Raw genomic sequence first — 19,299 nt, 5'->3', positions numbered from 1 at the left:
CCGGGGACCGGAGTCCGTTGGCGCCGCAGCCATTTTCGGGTCCGCTTCCACCTGCGCGGACCCCTCCCCCACTACTGCGGTACTCACGACATGATCTCCTCTTGTACGTCGTCGGTTTCCGGCGCTATGACCGGCTGGTTGCCCACCTTGCCGGTGAGAGAGAGGAATACGTCGTCGAGACTGGGTCGGTGCACGGTCGCGTCGACGACGCAGACGCCCGCGTCATCGAGCCTGCGCAGCACCTCGACCATGGTGCGCGAGCCGTCGCCGACCATCACCGACGCCTCCTCGGTGCCTGCTTCGTGAATCGGGTCGCCGATACCGGTTTGCGCGAGTACTACGAGCGCGGGCCCGGCGTCCTGGCCCGCGGCGAGTGTCACCGTGAGCCGGTCACCGCCGATCGAGGTCTTCAGCTCGTCGGCCGAGCCCCGAGCGATGACCCGGCCGTGGTCTATCACCGTGATCCGGTCCGCGAGCAAATCGGCCTCTTCCAAGTACTGCGTGGTGAGCAGCACCGTGGTGCCGTCATCGACGAGATCGCCGATGACACCCCACATGTCGAGCCGGCCGCGCGGGTCCAGACCGGTGGTCGGTTCGTCGAGGACCACCACCGCGGGCCGGGCGACCAGCGCGCCCGCCAGATCGAGCCGCCGAGCCATGCCGCCGGAATAGGTGCCCGCCCTGCGGTTCGCGGCGTGCTCGAGCCCCAGCGCGCTGAGCAGATCCGCTGCCCGGACGGTCGCCTGCTTGGTCGACATCCCGTACAGGCGGGCCACCATGCGCAGGTTCTCGAATCCGGACAGATTGGCGTCGACCGCGGCGTATTGACCGGACAGACCGATCCGCCGACGCGCCGCAGCGGGGTCGCGCAACACGTCGATGCCCGCCACCCGCACCGATCCGGCGCACGGTTTCAGCAACGTCGTGACGACCCGGACGGTCGTCGTCTTGCCCGCGCCGTTCGGTCCGAGCAGGCCCATCACCGTGCCGGTGGGAATCTGCAGGTCGATCTCGTCCAGCACGCGGACCCGGCCGTAATTCTTGACCAGCCCGCTTACCTCCACCGCCAAGCTCACCTGTGTGTCTCCTTCGTTTCCAGCCACGCGCGCAGCACCGGCCCGATCACCGCCAACGAATCCGGCGTGGTCATCGCGGAGTGCTGGCAGCGCAGCTCGTGATCGTGGATGTCACCGGTGACAAACGGCTGCCAGGAGGCCGCGCGCCGGTCCGGGTCGGCCCGGTTGATCGCGTCGTCTCCGGCGGTGAAGAACAGCAGGTCGCCCTCGAAGACGCGTGGACGGAAGCCGTGCGCGAGCACGGCGCCATTGGCGTAGCCGACATAGAGCCGCTCCAGATGCTCGACGGTCAGCGCCTCGAACGGTCCGGACCGCGAGCGCAGCAGCTCGGCCGCGTCACGCAGGTTCATCGCCGGATCGATCTCCGCGCCGACCTCGTCGCTGCCGAACTCGCCGATGATCTCGGCCACGCTCGGGATCGCATGCTCGAGCCATTCGTCGGAGAGTAGGTAGCTGTCCATCATCGACAGCAGCGCGACCTCGTGACCCGCCTCTTGCAGCTGCACCGCCATTTCGTGCGCGATCAATCCGCCCAGCGACCAGCCGAGCAAGTGATACGGCCCCTGCGGCTGAACCGCCTCGAGGGTGGCCACGTAGTGGCTCGCGGTCTCGACGATCGAATCGTAGCCGCCCTCGCCTGCCACATGCGGGGCTTGCAACCCGTACACCGGGCGGTCCGGTCCGAGGTGCGCGAGCAGCCCCGAATAGCACCAGGCCAGCCCGATAGCCGGGTGGATACAGAACAACGGCGCCCGGCTCGCGACCGTGCTCGGCCGGATGGGCAGTAGCGGCGCCAGTGCCGCGGCCAACGCCGCGCCCGAGGCGGCGTCCGCGCTGTCCAACCGCGCCGCGATGGCCGCCGGGGTCGCGTCACCGAACATCAGCTGCACGGGCAGGTCGATCCCGCTGTCGCGCATGTGCGCAACGACTTTGGTGGCCAGCAGCGAGTTGCCGCCGAGTTCGAAGAACCCATCGTCCGCACCCACCGACTCCACGCCGAGCACCGCGGCGAACGCCGCGCACAGCGCTTCCTCGGTCGCGGTGGACGGCGCGCGGTAACCCTCGGCAGCGGTGAACACCGGCTCCGGAAGCGCCTTGCGATCCAGCTTGCCCACCGGGCTCAGCGGCACGTCATCGAGCAGCATGATCGACTGCGGAACCATGTAGTTCGGCACGAGTCCGCTGAGGTGAGCGGTCAGTTCGGCCGCGGTGAGCGTGCCGCCGTCCCGCGCCCGCACGTACGAGACCAGGGCAGTCGCGCCGGACGGGGTGCGATGTCCGATGGTGGTGGAGAACGCCACCGCGCCGTGGCGCGCGAGCGCGGTGTCGATCTCGCCGAGCTCGATACGGAACCCGCGAATCTTGATCTGGTGGTCGGTGCGGCCGACATATTCGATCTCCCGCGCCGAACCCGCCCAGCGACCCACAGAAGGTCCGGTATTTCGGGTTCCGGACCACCACCGCACCAGGTCGCCGGTCCGGTACATCCGCTCGCCGGGTTTCCCGTACGGATTCGCGACGAACCGCTGCGCGGTCAGTCCCGGCTGATTCAGATAACCACGGGCCAATGCTTCGCCCGCCAAGTGCAGCTCGCCGGTGACACCGACCGGGGCGGGATGCAGGCGCCCGTCGAGGATGGTGGCGTTGACGCCGCGAATCGGTCCGCCGATGGTGATCGGCTCGCCCGGCGTCATCGGCTGCGAGATCACCGTGACGATGGTGGTCTCGGTAGGCCCGTACACGTTGTACAGGTTGCGGTTCGGCGCCCACCTGGTCACCAGATCCGGCGGCAGCGCCTCGCCTCCCACCAGCACGTGCCGCAGCTCGGTGACCCCGCTCGGGTCGACTGTGCCCAGGGCAGAGGTGGTGATGAACGCGTGCGTGATCCGCTCCTCGATGAACACCCGACCGAGTTCGTCACCACCGACGACACCCGGGGGCGAGATCACCAGCGTGGCGGCGCCGCCGAGTGCGAGCAGTAGATCGAGCATCGCCGCATCGAAACTCGGCGTCGCGAAGTGCAGCACGCGGCATCCGGGTCCGACATCGAACCGGTGCGCGGTCTCTGCCGCGAAATTGGACAGCCCGCCATGGGTGACCACAACGCCCTTCGGCGTTCCGGTCGAGCCGGACGTGTAGACCACATAGGCCGGGTTGTAGATGCGCAGTGGCGCGATTCGCTCCGAATCGGTGATCGGCGCATCGGAGGAGTCGAGCACGAGCGTGCGGAATCTCGCATCATCCAGGATGATCCACTCCGCGCAATCGGGCAGCTCGTCGCGATACTCCGACAGCGTGATGCCCAGCGCTGCACCGGAATCCGACAACATGTGCGCGATGCGATGCTCTGGGTACAGCGGGTCGACCGGCACGAACGCAGCACCTGTCTTGGCCACCGCGAGCACCGTGGCCACCGATTCGACCGATCGCGGAATGCCCAGCGCCACCAGGGTCTCCGGACCGATGCCACGCCTGATGAGTACCCGAGCCAGCCGGTTTGTCCAGCGGTCGAGCGCGTGGTACGTGATGTTGGTGCCATCGGACACCAGTGCGACCGCGGCACGGTCGATGTTCGCGGCCTGCTCGAACAACTGAGGGAAGGTGACCGGACGATCCGGCTCCGCGCCGCGCACCGGGGCCAGTCCGAACCATTCGGCGGGATCGAGCAGTTCGAGGTCGCCCACCGCCGTGGTCGGGTTCGCGGCGACCGCGGCGAGCAGCCTGCACAGCCGCTTGCCGAGGCGCTCGGCGGTCGACTCGTCGAACAGATCCGCCGTGTAGTTCACCGCGAGGCTGATGCCCGCCGGATCTCGTTTCGGTGTCCACGATTCGGTCAGGGTGAACTGGAGGTCGAACTTCGCGATGCCGGTCTCCACGTCGGCCGCCTCGAGCCGTAGCCCGGGCAACGAGAGTTCGCCCACCGGTTCGTTGCGTACCGAGAGCATCACCTGGAACATCGGGTGATGCGCCTGGGACCTGGCCGGGTTGAGCACCTCGACGAGGCGTTCGAACGGAACATCCGCGTGAGCGAACGCATCCAGATCGGTGTCGCGCACGGTGTGCAGCAGATCGGTGAAGCGGGCGCCCGGATCGATCCGGGTGCGCAACACCAGCGTGTTGACGAACATGCCGACCATCCGGTCGAGCGCGGGATGGCCGCGGCCCGCGATCGGAGTGCCGACCGCGATGTCGTCGATCGCGGTGACCCGATGCAGCAGTACCGCGAGCGCCGCGTGCAACACCATGAACATGCTGACGTTGTTGCTGGCGGCGACCGCCTGCAGTTCGCGGTGGGTGGCCGCGTCGACCGCGCATTCCACGGTGCCACCCCGGTAGGACGGCGTCGGCGGACGCGGCCGGTCGGCGGGCACCGGAAGCAGCTCGGGAATGCCGTCCAGGGTGCGCCGCCAGTAATCGAGCTGATGGCGCACCGCCGAGTCCGGGTCGTCCTCCATACCGAGCAGTTCCTGCTGCCACAGGGTGTAGTCGGCGTACTGGATTTCGAGCTCGCCCCAGCCCGGCGTCGTGCCCGCGCAGGCCGCGCGGTAGGCGGCGGCCAGGTCTGCTGCCATCGGCTCGAGCGACCAGCCGTCCATCGCGATGTGGTGCACGACCACGACGAGTACGTGCTCATCGCACGCCTGGCCCCGGATGGTCGCTGTGGTGTCGCCGGAGGGCGACACCGCGATCAGCCCGGCGCGGATCGGAACGGTGGTGGCCAGGTCGAATCCCGGTGCGGCGAAACGTCGTACGGCGCCGTCGATCTGGTCCGGCGGCAGGGTCGCGACGAACAGCGTGATCGCGGCGTCGACCGGGTCGAGGACGAGCTGCGTGGGCGAACCGTCGGTCTCCGGGAACACCGTCCGCAGCGTCTCGTGCCTGGCCTGCACGCTGTGTAGCGCGGAGACCAGCGCGTCGGTGTCGAGACTGCCCTTCATCCGCAGCACGACCGGAACGTTGTATACGCCCGCCGACTGGTCCGTCACACCGCCACCGTTGAATCGATTCAGGAACCACAGCCGCTGCTGCGCAGCCGACAGCGGAACCCGATCCGGACGAGGGCGGCGGATCAGCGCGGGGCGCTGCTCGGCGCCCGATGCGCCTGCGGCGAGCAACTCGGCGAGTTCGGCGACCGTCGGCGAGGCGAACACGGTACGCACCTCGAGCCGGACGTTCGTCGCCGCGGCCAGCCGGGCGACCAGTTGCGTTGCCAACAGCGAGTTTCCACCGCGCTCGAAGAAGCTGTCCTCGGCGTTGAGGCCGTCCACGCCGAGTAGTTCGCCCATCACGTCGGCGACCAGGCGCTCGGAACGGGTCCGCGGCGGGCGGCCTTCGGCGTTCGCGATGATCTGCGGTTGCGGCAGCGCTTTCGTATCGAGCTTCCCGACCGGGTTCAGCGGGAGGGTTTCCAGCACGGTGATGCTCGCGGGCACCATATAAGCAGGCAGGCGCCGTGCGACGGCAGCACGCAGGGCCTCGACGTCCACCCCGGCGGATCGATCGGCAGGCTGGACGTAGGAGACGATCCGGTCCGCACCCGCGATGTGGCGCACCTCGGTGTGCGCGAACCGGACCGTCGGGTGCTCACCGAGCGCGACGCTGATCTCGCCGAGCTCGATCCGGAAACCGCGCACCTTCACCTGATGGTCGCTGCGGCCGAGGTAGACGATCTCGCCCGCCGCGCTCCAGCGCACCACGTCACCGGTCCGGTAGATCCTGGCGCCTGCCGGACCGTACGGGTCGGCCACGAACCGCGCCGCGGTGAGACCGAATCTGCCGAAGTAGCCGCGCGTCACCCCGTACCCGCCCAGGTACAGTTCGCCGGGCACACCGACCGGCACCGGACGCAGTCGCTCGTCGAGCACCAACGCCCTGGCGCCACGCACCGGGCCACCGATGGTGATCGTCTCGCCGACCTGCATCGGGTGGGAGGCGGTGATGACGACCGTGGTCTCGGTCGGACCGTAGACGTTGAACAGCAACCGCTCCGGCGCCCAGCGCGCCACCAGATCCGGCCCACACGCCTCCCCACCCATCATCAGTGCACGCAGGTGCGGCAGCGGCCAGCGTTCATGATCGATGGTGGCCAGCGCGGCCGTGGTCAGGAAGCCGTGGCTGATCCGTTCGCGCTCCATCAGTGCGGCCAGCTCGTCGCCGCCGTAGATGTCCGTCGGGCAGATCACCATCGCCGCACCGGCTCCCACCGCGATCAACAGATCCAGAATCGCTGCGTCGAAGCTCGGTGTGGCGAAGTGCAACGTCCGGGAGTTCTCGTCGACCCCGATCCGGTCGCGGATCTCGTCGGCGAGGTTGGAGAGGCCGGCATGGCTCGCCGCGACACCCTTCGGCTGGCCGGTGGATCCCGAGGTGTAGATCACGTAGGCCAGATCGGCCACCCGGATGCTGCGCGACCGCTCCCGGTCGTCGATCGGAGCGTCGTCGTAGGCGTCCAGTTCGGCGGCGACGTCGGGACTGTCCAGCAGCAACCATGCGGTGTCGCGATCGTCGGGGGACCCGGCACGCAGCTGCTCGGCGAACCTCGACACCGTGATGCCGATCTCGCACCCTGAATCGGTGAGCATGTGCTGGATGCGGTCAGGCGGGTACTGCGGATCGACCGGCACGAACGCGGCACCGGCCTTGGCCGCGGCCAGCATCGCCACGACGGAGTCGATGGAACGGATCAGCCCTAGCGCCACCCGGCATCCCGGCCCCAGTCCGCGCGCGATCAGCGCCCGGGCCAACCGATTCGAGCTGCGGTCGACCTCGGCATAGGTCAGCGATATCGCGCCAGCGCACAGCGCGGCGTGGTGTGGATACCGCCGCGCGGTAGTGGTGAAATACGTGGCCAGTGTGCACGGCGGGGCCGCTTGCGCGCCGCGCGACGGGGCAAGCGTGCGGCGCTCACGGTCGGTACGGACATCGATGTCGCGCACCAGGATACGTGGATCGGCAGCTACGGTAGCGAGCACCCGAAGGAACCGGTCGGCCAGCGTATCGATCGTCATTGCATTGAAAAGCTCTGCAGCGTAGACGAATTCGAAAGCGGCACCGGTATCCCCCGCACCTACGTCGTAACCGATGTTCGCGACCCGCAGCTCGAGGTCGAATTTCGCCAGCGCGATGTCCAATGCCTCGGCACGCAGCGCGAGACCGGGCAGCTCCAACTTCGGCACGGGGACGTCCTGCACGCTCAATGCCACTTGGAACAGCGGGTGACGACTGGACGAGCGGACGTCGCGGCCGAGTTCCTCGACAACTCGGTCGAACGGGATGTCGGCGTGTGCCATCGCGGACAGTTCGGTGTCCCGGTCGGCCCGCAGGAGCGAGGCGAATGTACGGTCCGGGCCCACGTCGGAGCGCAGCACCAAGGTGTTCACGAACATGCCGACCAGCTCGTAGAGCTTGGAGTCGGTACGGCCCGCGATCGGCGTGCCGATCGCGATGTCGCGACCACCGGTGACGCCCCGCAGCAGCACCGCGAGCGCCGAGCGCAGCACCATGAACATGCTGACGCCCTGTTCACGGGCCAACTCGGCGAGAGCGCGCTGCACCGGATCGGGCACCGTGAAGCGCACCGTCGCGGCCTGATGCGTCGGCTCCGCGGGACGTGGCCGGTCATAGGGCAGCGGCAGCTCCTGGGGTAGATCCGCCAGCGCGGTCCGCCAGTACTCCAGCTGGGTCGCTGCGACACTGTCCGGATCGCTCTCCTCGCCCAGGCACGCACGCTGCCAGAGCCCGAAGTCGGCGTACTGCACTGGAAGCGGCGTCCACGACGGCGGTTCGCCGACCTGGCGCGCCGCGTACGCCGCGGCCAGGTCCCTGGTCAGCGGCCCGAGCGACCAACCATCCGCGGCGATGTGGTGGAGCACGATGCCGAGCAGGTAGCGCTCGGGCGAGGTGCGCAGCAGCGACAGACGCAGCGGAGTCTGCGTGGTCAGGTCGAAACCGGTGCGCGCGAGATCCTCCAGCGCGGCTTTGGCGCCGGAGTCATCGATATCGGCCGGCGCCAGGTCCGGGATCGCGCGCTCGATCGGCAGCACCACCTGCTGTGCGCCGTCGACGTCCTCCGGGAACACGGTACGCAGCACCTCGTGCCGTTCGACCAGGTCGGTCAGCGCGGCCCGCAGCGCGGGCAGGTCCACCTCGCCCGCGATGCGGATCACGAAAGCGATGTTGTAAGCACTCGATTCGGGAGCATATCGGTTGAGGAACCACAGTCGCTGCTGCGGCAGCGACAATGGAATACGTCCCGGACGTGGCGTCTGCACAGCCAGCGTCTGCCGCTGCGTCCGGGGCGCGAGCGCCAGTTGCTCGGCGACCCCGGCGATGGTCGGCGTATCGAAGATCGAGCGCACCGGCAGCTCTACGCCGAATTCCGTGTCCAGCGCCGCGGCGAGCCGGGTGGCGAGTAGCGAGTTGCCTCCGAGGTCGAAGAAGCTGTCTTCCGCGCCGGTGACCGGACGGCCGAGGATGGCGCCGAACACGCCCGCGACGCGCAACTCGACCTCGCCATTCGGCGCACGGGAGGTGCTGACGGCGGTGAACACAGGCTCCGGCAATGCCTTTCGGTCGAGCTTGCCCGCCGGGGTGATCGGCACCCGATCCAGCACGGTGACCGAGGCAGGCACCATATAGCCGGGCAGCCGCTGGCGCGCGGTCTCCACGATCGCGGTGGACTCGACCGGCTGGTCGGCGGCGATGTATGAGGCGAGCCGGAGCTGACCGTGTTCGTCGGTGTGCACCACGGTCAGCGCGAACGTGACACCGGGGTGCCCGCGCAGGGCATGGTCGATCTCGCGCAATTCGACGCGGAACCCGCGAATCTTGATCTGATCGTCGGCGCGACCGAGGAAGCGCAACTGTCCCGACCTCTCCATCACCACCAGGTCGCCGGTGCGGTACATCCGCTCGCCGCGCCTGCCGTGCGGATTGGCCGGGAACCGTTGCGCGGTCAGTCCGGAGCGACTGTGGTAGCCACGGGCCAGGCCGGGGCCCGACAGGTACAGCTCGCCCTGCGTGCCCGGCGGCACCGGTTGCAGCCGATTGTCCAGCACGAACAGCCGCATGCCACGCACCGGCCGCCCGACCGGCACCGGGCGTCCCGGCTCCATCGGACCGGTCGCCGTCGCTGCGACGGTGGCCTCGGACGGTCCGTACATGTTGTGCATGCGGTGACCCGCGGTCCAGGTCTCGACCAGTTCCTCGGAGCAGGCGTCGCCACCGACGATGACCGTCCCGAGCTCCGGAAGCCCTTCGTTCGGCACGGTAGCCAGCGCGGCGGGGGTGACGAAGGCATGCGTCACCCGCTCGTCGCGCAGCAACGTCGCCAACTCGGTACCGCCGTACATGCCCGAAGGCGCGATCACCATCGTGGCGCCCGCGGCGAAGCCGAGCAGCATCTCCAGTACCGACGCGTCGAAGCTGGGCGAGGAGAAATGGAGTGTCCGCGCCGAATCCGAGACGCCGAACAGGTGGTTCTGCTCGCCGGCCAGCGACGCGATGCCCGCATGCGTGACCACGACCGCCTTGGGCGTACCGGTCGAGCCCGAGGTGTAGATGAAGTAGGCGGGGTGACTCACCCGCATCGGGTGGTGTCGGTCGGCGTCGGTGATCGGGTCCGTCGCGTAGGTCGCGAGTTCGCCGGCAAGCTCGTCGGACCCGAGCACCAACCAGTCGACGGAGGTCTTTCGGTGCTTGCCGCGTGATGCGGGCCAGGCCGGCATGGCGACCAGGCTGTCGGCATCGGTCAGACCCAGCATGGCGCCGGAATCGCCGAGCATGTGCGCGATCCGCTCACCGGGGTAGCTCGGGTCGATCGGCACGTAGGCCGCACCCGTTTTCGCGACCGCCCATACCGCGCTGATGGAGTCCAGGCCACGGGGCAGCGCGATCGCGACAACCATCTCGGGACCGGCGCCGTGCTCGATGAGGACACGGGCCAGCCGGTTCGACCGCTCGTCGAGTTCACGATAGGTGGTGTCGGTGCCGAGGTAGCGCACCGCGACAGCATCGGGCAGCCGGACGGCGGTGTCGGTGAGCAGCTTGGCCAAGGTGATCGGCGGCTCGCCGGGCGCGCCGGCCAGCGGCACCAGGTTCGCGGCTTCCCTACGGTCCAGAATGGGCAGGTCACCGACCGGCCTGCTCGGTGCGGCCACTCCCCCGCTCAGCACCGAGACGAATCTGCGGGCGAACGACTCCACCGTCTTCTCATCGAAAACATCTGTGGCATAACCGAATTCAGCCGTCAACGGGCCATCCGTCGCGTCATCGTGCACGGCCAGTTGCAAGTCGAATTTCGCAATGTCCGAGGCGATCGGCAGCACCGTGGCGCGCACTTCGGGCAGGTCGATCCGGAGATCCGGCGTGCGGTCGTAGGACAGCATCACCTGGAACAACGGGTGCCGGGCCGCGGAGCGCTCCGGATTGACCACCTCGACCAAGCGCTCGAACGGCACGTCGGCGTTGGCGAACGCGTTCAGATCGGTCTCGCGCACAACGTCGAGCATGCGATCGAAACCCGCTGCCGGATCGACCTCGGTGCGGAGCACGAGCGTGTTGACGAACATGCCGACCAGATCATCCAGTGCCGGGTCGGAGCGCCCGGCGATCGGGGTGCCGATCGCGATGTCGGTGGCCGCGCACAACCGCGACAGCAGCGTAGCCAGCGCCGCGTGCAGCACCATGAACATGCTCACACCCCGGGTGGCCGCGAGTACGCTTGCGGCGCGGCGAATCTCGGGAGCGATGGTGAACTCGACCCGACCGCCGACGGTGGCCCGGTGCAGTGGACGAGGGCGATCCAACGGAAGGTCGAGCTGGTCGGGCAGCCCGGCCAGTGCCGAGCGCCAATGTGTCAGCTGCCGGCTGAGCGCGCTCGCCGGATCGGATTCCGCACCGAGCAGTTCGCGCTGCCAGAGCGCGAAGTCGGCGTACTGCACCGGCAGCTGCGTCCACCGCGGCGGCGCGCCCTTGGCGCGCGCCGACACCGCCGTCATCAGGTCCCTGGCCAGCGGCGCGATCGACCAGCCGTCGGCGCAGATATGGTGCAGCACGATGAGGAACACGTGCTGTCGCGGCCCGGTACTGTACAGCGCGACCCGGATCGGAGCCTGGCTGCGCAGGTCGAATCCGTATCCGACGTACTCGGTGGCCAGCGCCACGACGTCGACGGTGGTGGCATCGATCGGATCGAGGGGCAGCGGAATCTCGTCAGCCGGGTGAATCCGCTGGAACGGCCCCTGTGGCGAGTCCGGAAAGGTGGTGCGCAGGCTCTCGTGTCGTTCGATCACATCGACCAGGCCTGCACGCAGCGCCGCTACATCCAGCGGACCGTCGATCTGGACGGCCAGCGGCATGTTGTACGCGGCGGCGTGCTCGGCGAACCGGTTGAGGATCCATAGCCGCTGCTGCGCCTGTGACAGCGGGATCCGGTCCGGCCGCTCACCCGGCAGCAACCGCGGCGAGGCCGTGTCCGAGGTCTGCATGGCGAAGCGCTGGGTAAGGGCCGCGATAGTCGCGGCCTCGAACAGGTCACGGATGGTCAGCCCGGTTCCGAGCGCGGCGTTGATTCTTGCCACGGCACGCGCAGCGACCAGCGAGTTGCCTCCGAGGTCGAAGAAATTGTCTTCGACACCGACCTCGGCGGTGTCGAGGACCTCCGCGAAGATTCCGGCGAGGACCCGCTCCACCTCGGTACGCGCCTCGGCGATCGGCCGGTTCGGCCGCGAGCCGACGGCCGGCGCGGGCAGCGCCTTGCGGTCGATCTTGCCGTTGGCGCTCAGTGGCAGCTCGTCGAGTTCCATCAACGCCGTCGGAACCATGTAGCCGGGCAACGTGCGGCGCAGGGCGGTGAGCAACACGGCCGTGTCCAGTCGTGTCTCGCCCGCGCCGTCCTTCGCCGCGACCACGTAGGCCACCAGTTCGTCGCCGGTGCGCCCGGCGTGCGCGACGCAGACCGCCCGCGCGACCCGCTCGTCGTCGAGCAGCGCCGCCTCGATCTCGCCGAGTTCGATACGCAGGCCACGGATCTTGACCTGGAAGTCGCTGCGCCCCAGGTACTCCAGCACACCGGGCTCGGCCCCGGAACGGCCGACCTGCCAGCGCGCCAGATCGCCGGTGCGGTACATCCGTGCGCCCGGCGTGAACGGATTGGCTACAAACCGATCTGCGGTCAGCCTGGGCTGGCCCACGTATCCGCGGGCCAGCTGAACGCCGGCGAGATACAGCTCACCGGCCGCGCCGGGCGGGACCGGCCGCAACCGCGAATCCAACACGTAGGTCTGGGTGTTCCATACCGGAGAGCCGATCGGTACACCACTCGGCTCGGGAGGACACGGCCAGTAGGTCACGTCGACGGCCGCCTCGGTCGGACCGTACAGGTTGTGCAGCTCGGATCCGCTCAGCGCCACGTGGAAGTCGCGGATGGTGGCGGCGGGCAGCGCCTCACCACTGCAGAACACCCTGCGCAGACCGGTGCACTCACGCACATCGGTGTCGGTGACGAACACCGACAGCATGGATGGCACGAAATGTGCTGTGGTGATGTTCTTTTCAGCGATAACCTGGGCCAGATACGCCGGATCCCGGTGCCCGTCGGGCGCGGCGACAACCAGGCGAGCACCGATCTGCAACGGCCAGAAGAACTCCCACACCGACACATCGAAGGTGGCGGGAGTCTTCTGCAGCACCGCGTCAAAGCTGTCCAACGGGTACTCGTGCTGCATCCAGCGCAGGCGGTTGACGATCGCGGCGTGGGCCACACCCACGCCCTTGGGTTTTCCGGTCGATCCGGAGGTGAAGATGATGTATGCGAGATGGTCGGGGCGCAGTTCGCCGTGACGATCGGCGTCGGTGATCGCCGCGCCCCCGAAGCGCGACAGGTCCGCCATGTCGATGGCCAGCTGGCTGATGTCGTCCGGCAGGTCGAGGTTGTCTCGGGCCGCGATGAGTACGCACAAGGGCTCGGCCTGGTGCACGATCTGGCCGATCCGCTCGGCAGGGTGCTCGGGATCCAGCGGCAGGTAGGCTGCGCCTGCCTTGACGATCGCATACATGCCGACGACGAGATCAATGCTGCGGCGAAGGCACAGACCGACCGTCCTGTCCGGGCCGGCGCCGCGGGCGATCAGCAGCCGGGCCAGGCGGTTGGAGCGCTCATCGAACTCGGCATAGGTGAGCGTCTCGTCGTCGAATTCGAGCGCGATCGCGTCCGGATCCGCGGCGACGCGCTCGGCGAACAGGCTCGCCAGCGTACCTTCCTGCTTCCGCGTCGCGGTGGCGTTCCATGCGTGCACCACTTGGTCACGCTCGGCATCGGTGATCGCGACGAGCGATTCCGCGCGGGTGTCCGGATCCGCGTCCAGGAACCGGGTCAAGAAGTCGAGATACCGCGCATGATGGCCGGTGACCTCGTTCTCGCTGTACAGCTCGGGATTGGCCTCGAAGTCGACGTGGATGCGATTGCCCGCGCCGTTGTAGAGGTTGATCGACAGATCTTCGACCGGGCCGGTGGCCAGCACATTGAGCGAACCGACCAGACTGCCGAACCGCAACTCGTCGTGGAACAGCATGACATTCACCATCGGCCCGAAGAATCCGCGCGCGTCACGGGAGTAGCCACAGTCGCGCCGGATGTCGTCGTGCCGGTAGCGCTGATGCCGCAGGGCACCGGTGATCTGCAGTTCGACCGCCTTCACCAGTTCGCCGAGCGTGGTCTCGCGGTCGAACTTCAACCGGATCGGCACGACATTGGACACCACACCCGCCGAGCGGCGCAGCGATACCGTCGTGCGCGCCGAGACCGGCAGGCTCAGGACCACATCGGGGTTTCCGGTCACCGACCGCACGTAGGCGCCGAGCGCCGCGACGAACAGGGCGGAGTCGGCTGTGCCGTACGTCCTGGTCGCGCCGTCCATCGCGGCCCGGCAGGTGTCGTCCAGTACAGCGGGCGCCAGCCGACGACCCGCGGCGTGGGTGGCCGTGGTGACGGTGATGCCGCCCAGGCTCATCGGCTCGCCGACACCGTCCAACTGCTCGAGCCAGTATTCGCGGTCGCTGCTGAACCGGCCGGATTCACGGTATCGCGCCTCGTCGGCGTAGATCTCCGCCAGCGGTGTCGCACGGGAGACGACCGGTTCGGCCCGGTTCTCCAGGGCGGTGTAGATCTCCGCCGTCCGGGTCAGCGCGTTCATCGCGCCGTAACCGTCGATGACGATGTGGTGGCCGCGGGCGTACCAGATGTAGTCGAGGTCGCCGGTGCGCAGCACCACGTTGGTAGTGAGCGGGTCGCGCTCCACATCGATCGGCGAACTCGCGTGCTCGTTCATCCAGCGCAACGCCGCCGCGTGCGGGTCGGCCTCCGAGCGGAGGTCGATGCGGCCCCACCCGGGCCGATGGGCCGGATCGACCAGCTGATACGGATTGCCGTCGATCTCCACCAACCGGACGTGACCGACCTGGGTTTCGGCGCCGAACCGCTCGATCGCGTACAGCAGGCGTCCGGCGTCGAGGTCACCGTGGATCTCGACGTACTGGGCGATGGTCAGCGGCACGTCGGGACGGATGCGCTGGGCGTACCACAGGGCCGTCTGTGCGGGTGACAGAGCAAACGGTTGTGCCGAAGATTCGCCGGATGAACATTGGTCTACGCGATCCGTGGCCAATGAGCTCATCAATCACTCCGTTCTGCCGCTGTTGACGCAACTCCCCGAGCACCGCCACAGCGAGCGCACGCGCGCCAGCCGTAGGACGTGATCCACGCCCTATGATTCGGAGCCTCACATCGGCCGGATTGCCAGCGTGTTGGATTTGTTTCACATCCAACGACCTTGACAGAAGGCCACTTTGGGTAGCTACATCTCCGCTAATCGCGGGACCACAGCGGATAGAACGGAAGAAAAACCTGGGCTGACCGTATTTTGCGGCAAGATTCCACGGCCAGGTCTGATCACATAGCAAACGATGCGCATTGCTCTGCCGCACCCAATTTTCGGGCAGGCAGGGGCTAAAACATACCGAGTGTTCGGTTAGTGTGCGCGCAGCCGGGCGGACGATCGACGATAAATCGTGACCTTCCGGTCGGTTGGAGGACCGGTGCGCGCCGATCTCCGCCGGACGACCGCAGCCAGCACAGCGGCAGCGGTCAGAATAGCGAACACTCGCTCCGGAATGGGTCCAATCCGTGTTGCCGGAGTGTTGCCCTCACGCAGTGGAAGTTCCGCGACCAGAGCGGCGGGTACGAACAACGGCGTTTCCTGCCGCACGCTGCCATCGGCCGCGATGATCGCACTGACCCCTGAGGTGGCCGCCACGACCAACGCTCGGCCGTGCTCGACAGCACGGATGCGTGACATGGCCAACTGCTGGTATGTCATCTCACTATCGCCGAAGGTCGCGTTGTTCGTCGGCACGGTGAGCAGTTGGGCGCCGGCGCGCATCGCGTCTTCGAACGACCGATCGAAGGCTACTTCGTAGCAGGTCGCCACGCCGATGTCGATACCTGCTGCATGCACGACGCCATCCCCGTGACCCGGCACGAAGTATCCGGCTCGGTCGGCATATTCCGAGAACAAACGGAAGAAGGCACGCATCGGCAGGTACTCGCCGAACGGCTGGATGATCTTCTTGTCGTGCCGCTCCCCCGGCCCGGCCACACCATTCCACACGATCACCGAATTGGTGGTCGTGTGGTCGGAGTTCACCAGCACCGCGCCGACCAGGATCGGTGCGTGGATCTGCTCGGAAGCCGCGGTGATCAAGGCGAACGCGTCGGCGTTGCGAAGCGGATCGATGTCGGAGGAATTCTCCGGCCAGATCACCACGTCGGGTTGCGGCAAGCGGCCTGCCGCGACGTCCCTGGCCAGCTCTTCGGTACGCCCGACATGATTGTCCAGCACGGCACGCCGCTGCTCGTTGAAGTCCAGTCCCAACCGCGGCACACTGCCCTGGATCGCGGCCACCGTGATCGTGCGGTCCCCCGCGTCCGGGGCCGGCAGGGTAGCCCGCAGCAGCAGCCCCGCGACCGGCATGACGACCAGAGCGACGGCCGCCAGGGCACACCTGCCCCACGGCACCACGCCGCGATCCTCGACCGGGCCGGGCACCCCCTTCTCGACATCACCAGGCGACGCGGCGGCCACGGTACGGTGTCCGCGACTCGACCAGAGCAAGCGCACCAGGGCGGCGGCGCTGGTTCCGGTGAGCGCCACCGCGAATCCGACCAGCGGTGCACCGCCGATCGCCGCCAGCGACAGGAACCACCCATCGGCCTGACCGAACGCCACACGGCCCCAGGGAAATCCGCCGAACGGGAAGCTGGACCTGCCCCACTCCGCCGTCGTCCAGGCCAGTGCCACCCACAGCGGCCAGCCGGGCAGCACGCCGACGAGCCGGGCGGCCAGGCCGAACAAGCCGATATACCCGGCGCAGGCGGTGGACAGCGCCAGCCATGGCACCGGTCCGACGTAGATACCCGTCCACGGCAGCAGTGGAAGGAAAAACCCTGCGCCGGCGAGGAATCCGTACCCGAAGCCCGCACGCAGACGTCCGCTGTCGCACACAACGAGTGTGAGCACCGCGATCCCCAGAGGCGCGAGAAACCACCACGGCCGTGGCGGGAAGCTACCGAACAGCAACAGCCCAGCCGAGATTGCCGCCGCCGATCGCAGCGCTGTCGGAACCCAGCGCATCGAGACCGTCGCGCGCGCCACCGCATCCCCCCGCTCACGCCGCATAGATCGTCGCTCCACGATGTACGGTGCGCAAGCAGATCGGCAGTCGTGAATCGGGTTGCAACGGAGGCAGTCCCGGGACGCGCGACCTCGGGTCGGTGGACCAGCGCTGCACCGAGTCGGCGGCAGCGGCGACCACCAACTCGTCGACATCCCAGACCGCATACGATGCGGGAGCTCCGGGAACAAGGGTTCCCGCCAGGCCGTCGCGGACTCCGCCCGCACGCCACGCACCGCGCGTAGCCGCGGCGAAGGCGGCGCGCGGGGACAGGCCATGTCCCGGCGTGCGATGGTTGGCCGCGGCGCGCACCGCCGCCCACGGGTCGAGCGCCGTGACCGGGGCATCGGAGCCGATCGCCAGGGCGACACCGGCGGAGGCCATGGCCGCGAACGGGTTCAACGCCGCCGCGCGGTCGGCGCCGAGACGTGCGGCATACATGCCGTCGCGCCCGCCCCAGGTCGCGTCGAATCCCGGTTGCACACTGGCGATCACGCCCCACGCCGCAAGCTTCGTGATGTGCTCGGCATCGATCAACTCGGCGTGTTCGATGCGGTGCCCCAGCGCGGCGAGAGCAGGGCCGCCGAGCTCGGCGGCCACCCGCCCGAAACCGGTCACGATCGCATCCATGGCCGCGTCGCCGATCACGTGGAAGCCGGCCTGGATGCCCGCTGCGGTGCACGCACGGACATGGTCGGCGATGGCATCGGCATCGAGATAGCTTCGGCCGGAACCGGACCCGTCGGTGTATGGCGCACGCAGCCACGCGGTGTGCGAACCGAACGAGCCGTCCACGAACAGATCGCCGCCCAGTGCGTGCACGCCGAGTTCCGCGACCAGAGCGCGGGCCTGCTCGGCGCTGCGCACCGCCTCACCCCAGTACGCCCGGACCTGCACACCGTGGGAGAATTCGAGCAGCTCGCGAACATCGGCGGACCCCGCGATCTCCGGGCCCGCGCACTCGTGCACCGCAACGACGCCACACGCGGCCGCGTGGTCCAGCGCCGCACGGCGCGCCTGATCCCGCTGCGCCCGCGACAGCCGTGTGAGCACCGCGGAACGCACCACATGGTGCGCGGTGGCGCGGACCGGCTCACCGCGGATGAATCCGTCCGCTGAGGCCACTTCGGGCAGTGTGTCCAGCAGCGCGGAGGACGCCACGGCGGAATGCGCGTCCACCCGCGAGAGGTAGACGTGCCGACCGGCGCCTGCTGCTCGGTCGATCTCCTCGACGGTCGGCGGCCGTCCCTCCGGCCAGGTGGTCTCGTCCCAGCCGTCGCCCAGGATGATGCCTTCGCGCTGCGCAGCTGCGAACTCGCCCAGCAGGGACAGGCACTGCTCGAGCGACCTTGCCGTGGACAAGTTCAGGCCGGTCAACGTCAATCCCAGCGCCGTGACATGCACATGCGGGTCGACGAACGCGGGCGCCACGAAGGCGCCGCCGAGGTCGATGATCTCCGCGTCCGGGTGCAGCGCACGCCCCGGTTGTTCGGCGCCCAGCCAGACCACGGTGCCGTCGGTCACCGCCATCGCCGTGGCGTCGGGTGAACTCGCACTGTAGAAACGGCCGCCGATCAGCAACTGGGTACTCACGAGGCACCAGTCTGCCGTATGCCCGATCAGGAGGTTGAGGTCAGCCGTTCAGTGCCGCGGGCGAGGACAGATCCTCTGGGTGAGCCAGCACCGCCATCACCTCCGCGTACCCCGGCGGGGCGATCCCCGTCCCGTTCGACGCCGTGCCGCCGCACCCTGCCTCCATGGCGATCAGTTCCAGCCGCAGCGCCGCGGCCGTGAACCCGGAAATCGACTGTCCCGCATTGGCCGCCGCTCGTCGCACCGCGGCGGCCAACTCCTCGCTCACCGTGACGGTGAGTTGCTCGATGGCCATCGCGTCACGATAGACCCTCGAGGCGGCAGCGCGGAACCGGGCGTGCGGACTTCAGCCGATCAACGTTGGGTCAGCGCGCGGTGGGCAGTGCCCTGCCCGTCGTCGTACCACTGCCGCACCACGTCGCCGTCGATCACCTCGTCACCGTCGATCACGACACCGCGGTAGGGTGCCGCCGCGAACCTGCCGAAACGCCGTGCCGCGAACGCCGTGACCAGCGGACGCACCAGGAAACGGGTCACAGGCAGCAGCAGAAGCAGGCCGAATAGCGAGGTGACCAAGCCGGGCACGAACATCAGCAATCCGCCCGCGGCGACCAGCGCACCGTCGGCGACCGCGGTGCCGGGCGCGATCTCACCGCGGCCGGCGCGCCGGAACTGCTCGAACACCCGCCGGCCCTGCGAGCCGACCAACAGCATCCCCGCGGCGGAGCCGGCGATCAGCAGCAGAATGGTCGGCACCACACCGAGCAGGTGACCGACGGCGACCAGCACGGCGATCTCGACAACGGCATACAGCACGAACAGCAGGGCAGGCATGGGCGATCCTTTCGGATGATCTACTGCTGTCAACGCTCGGCGCCCGCCTTTTTCTCCCGGTCGGCCT

Annotated in this window: 6 protein-coding genes; all 6 read right to left on the bottom strand. The window is 68.5% G+C overall.

Annotation, left to right across the window (positions count from 1 at the left end):
- Nucleotides 1–83: 83 nt before the first annotated feature.
- The 6 genes from AB0B25_RS11970 to AB0B25_RS11945 all read right to left on the bottom strand — a co-directional run bounded on the left by AB0B25_RS11970 (nucleotide 84) and on the right by AB0B25_RS11945 (nucleotide 19,232).
- Entirely contained in the window at nucleotides 84–1,076 is a 993-nt protein-coding gene (locus AB0B25_RS11970) for an ATP-binding cassette domain-containing protein (protein ID WP_357177331.1), read from the bottom strand.
- Complete coding sequence (locus tag AB0B25_RS11965; RefSeq protein WP_357177329.1) at nucleotides 1,073–14,749, bottom strand: amino acid adenylation domain-containing protein; 13,677 nt, start codon at nucleotides 14,747–14,749, stop codon at nucleotides 1,073–1,075. Before AB0B25_RS11965 ends, AB0B25_RS11970 begins: the two co-directional genes overlap by 4 nt.
- 354 nt (nucleotides 14,750–15,103) lie before the next feature.
- Nucleotides 15,104–16,765 (bottom strand): apolipoprotein N-acyltransferase, encoded by a 1,662-nt coding sequence (lnt, locus tag AB0B25_RS11960; RefSeq protein WP_357177367.1) that lies wholly within the window; start codon nucleotides 16,763–16,765, stop codon nucleotides 15,104–15,106.
- 34 nt (nucleotides 16,766–16,799) lie between these two features.
- A complete protein-coding gene (locus AB0B25_RS11955; protein ID WP_357177327.1) occupies nucleotides 16,800–18,398 on the bottom strand; it encodes an amidohydrolase family protein in 1,599 nt (532 codons plus the stop codon).
- Nucleotides 18,399–18,438: 40 nt separating this feature from the next.
- Complete coding sequence (locus AB0B25_RS11950) at nucleotides 18,439–18,693, bottom strand: hypothetical protein (protein ID WP_357177325.1); 255 nt, start codon at nucleotides 18,691–18,693, stop codon at nucleotides 18,439–18,441.
- Between the two features lie 59 nt (nucleotides 18,694–18,752).
- Nucleotides 18,753–19,232 carry an FxsA family protein gene (locus AB0B25_RS11945; protein WP_357177323.1) on the bottom strand — a complete coding sequence of 160 codons (480 nt, stop codon included), beginning with the start codon at nucleotides 19,230–19,232 and terminating at the stop codon, nucleotides 18,753–18,755.
- Nucleotides 19,233–19,299 lie beyond the last annotated feature (67 nt).

This window comes from Nocardia sp. NPDC049190 (assembly GCF_040648115.1).
Taxonomy (GTDB): domain Bacteria; phylum Actinomycetota; class Actinomycetes; order Mycobacteriales; family Mycobacteriaceae; genus Nocardia.
The sequence above is the reverse complement of the archived record's forward strand: the minus strand, read 5'-3'. Positions and strand labels throughout refer to the sequence as shown.